This is a genomic window from Mycobacterium sp. (assembly GCF_050701675.1).
GTDB lineage: Bacteria > Actinomycetota > Actinomycetes > Mycobacteriales > Mycobacteriaceae > Mycobacterium.
On the sequence record NZ_JBOGDD010000183.1, the window covers coordinates 1 to 2,007 of the forward strand.

Annotated in this window: 2 protein-coding genes; both read left to right on the forward strand. The window is 68.7% G+C overall.

Annotated features, from left to right (window positions below; translation table 11 throughout):
- A partial coding sequence (locus ACRDUX_RS05390) for a PucR family transcriptional regulator (protein WP_526411736.1) occupies positions 1 to 1,224 on the forward strand: 1,224 nt, incomplete at its 5' end.
- Between the two features lie 139 nt (positions 1,225 to 1,363).
- Positions 1,364 to 2,007: ACP S-malonyltransferase (locus ACRDUX_RS05395; protein WP_526411738.1), on the forward strand; the 644-nt coding region annotated here is incomplete at its 3' end.

The following is a 2,007-nucleotide window of genomic DNA, read 5'->3' on the forward strand; positions in this document are numbered from 1 at the left end:
CTGCTTCGCCGCGTGAAGCAGTACTCCGGGCGGCTCGCCACCGAGGCCGTCCACGTGATGGGCGAGCGGCTGCCGTTCTTCGCCGATCTCGAGGCGTCTCAACGCGCCAGCGTTCAGCTCGTCGTACAAACGGCGCTGGTCAACTTCGCCGAGTGGATGCGCAACCCGCGCGGCGACGTCGGGTACACCGCCGAGGCGTTCGCCCTCGTCCCGCAGGAGCTCACCAGGCGCATCGCGCTGCGCCAGACCGTCGACATGGTTCGCGTCACGATGGAGCACTTCGAGGAAGCGGTGCCGATGCTGGCCCGCAACACCGACCAGGTGACGGCACTGACCGTCGGCATCCTGCGCTACAGCCGCAACCTGGCCTTCGCGGCGGCATCGGGATACGCCGACGCCGCCGAGGCGCGCGGCGCGTGGGACACCCGGATGGAGGCCAACGTCGTCGACGCGGTGGTGCGTGGCGACATCGGTCCGCAACTGCAGTCCCAGGCCGCGGCACTGAACTGGGACGCGACCGCTCCCGCGACGGTGCTCGTCGGGTTCCCCCAACCCGCCCGCGTCGAGTTCGCCAGCGAGGACGTCCACGAGATCGTCGGCCGCAACGCCCGTTCGGCGTTGTCCGACGTCCACGGCACCTGGTTGGTGGCGATCGTGTCGGGGCGCCTGTCCCCCACGGACAAGATCCTCGGTGAACTACTCGAGGTGTTCGCCGACGGCCCCGTGGTGATCGGGCCCCACGCGGCATCTCTGGTGGCGGCCCATTACAGCGCCACCGAAGCCATCGCGGGAATGAACGCGGTCGCAGGCTGGAGCGGCGCGCCGCGGCCGGTGTCCGCCCGCGAACTGCTGCCCGAACGCGCGCTGCTCGGCGACCCCTCGGCCGTCGCCGCGCTCGAGGCCGACGTGATGCGGCCGCTGTCCGACGCGGGTCCCGCACTGACGGAGACCCTCGACGCCTACCTCGATTCTGGCGGGGCGATCGAGGCCTGCGCGCGCAAATTGTTCGTTCATCCAAACACCGTCCGCTACCGGCTCAAACGCATCGCCGACTTCACCGGCCGCGATCCCACCCTGCCACGCGATGCCTATGTACTGAGGGTGGCATCGACCGTCGCCAGACTGGGCCGTCAGGCACCTCACTCCATCACGTCAAATGCCGGCGTGCCGCAGCCGACGGCCAGCCAACGCACCGCCGCGGGCGCGCATAAACTCGGGCAATAGGTTGCGGCCTGATCTCGATGACGTTCCATCACATGCGGTTTTAGAGGTTCTCCACAAAAACATAAGACCAGGTTCATAATCTCTTACACCACGCAAAACCGCTTTCACAGTGTTCTCTTAATCCGTGCCCCAAACACACGTGCTTGCGCTGCTTGCCCCCGGACAGGGATCGCAGACTCCCGGCATGCTCTCCCCGTGGCTCGAACTGCCCGGTGCGGACGAGCGGATCGCCGCCTGGTCCGACGCCGTCAACCTGGATCTGGCTCGGTTGGGGACCACCGCTACCGCCGACGAGATCACCGATACCTCGGTGACGCAGCCCCTGGTGGTCGCCACGACACTGCTCGCGCACCACGAGCTGACCACGCGCGGGCTTTTCTCTGAGACTGAAACCGTCGTGGCAGGGCACTCCGTCGGTGAGATCGCCGCCTACGCCATCGCGGGTGTCCTCTCCGCCGACGACGCCGTGACACTGGCCGCCACCCGCGGCTCCGAGATGGCAAGAGCCTGCGCTGTCGAGCCCACCGGGATGGCCGCGGTACTCGGAGGCGACGAGACCGAGGTTCTGGCCCGCCTCGAAGCCCTCGACCTGGTGCCCGCCAATCGCAATGCCGCCGGGCAGATCGTCGCCGCGGGCGCCATCGCGGCGCTCGAGAAGCTGGCCGAGGATCCGCCCGCGAAGGCGCGCGTCCGGCTGTTGGCCACCGCGGGCGCCTTCCACACCCACTTCATGTCCTCGGCGCTGGACGGCTACTCGGCCGCCGCGGAGGCCGTTGCCACGAC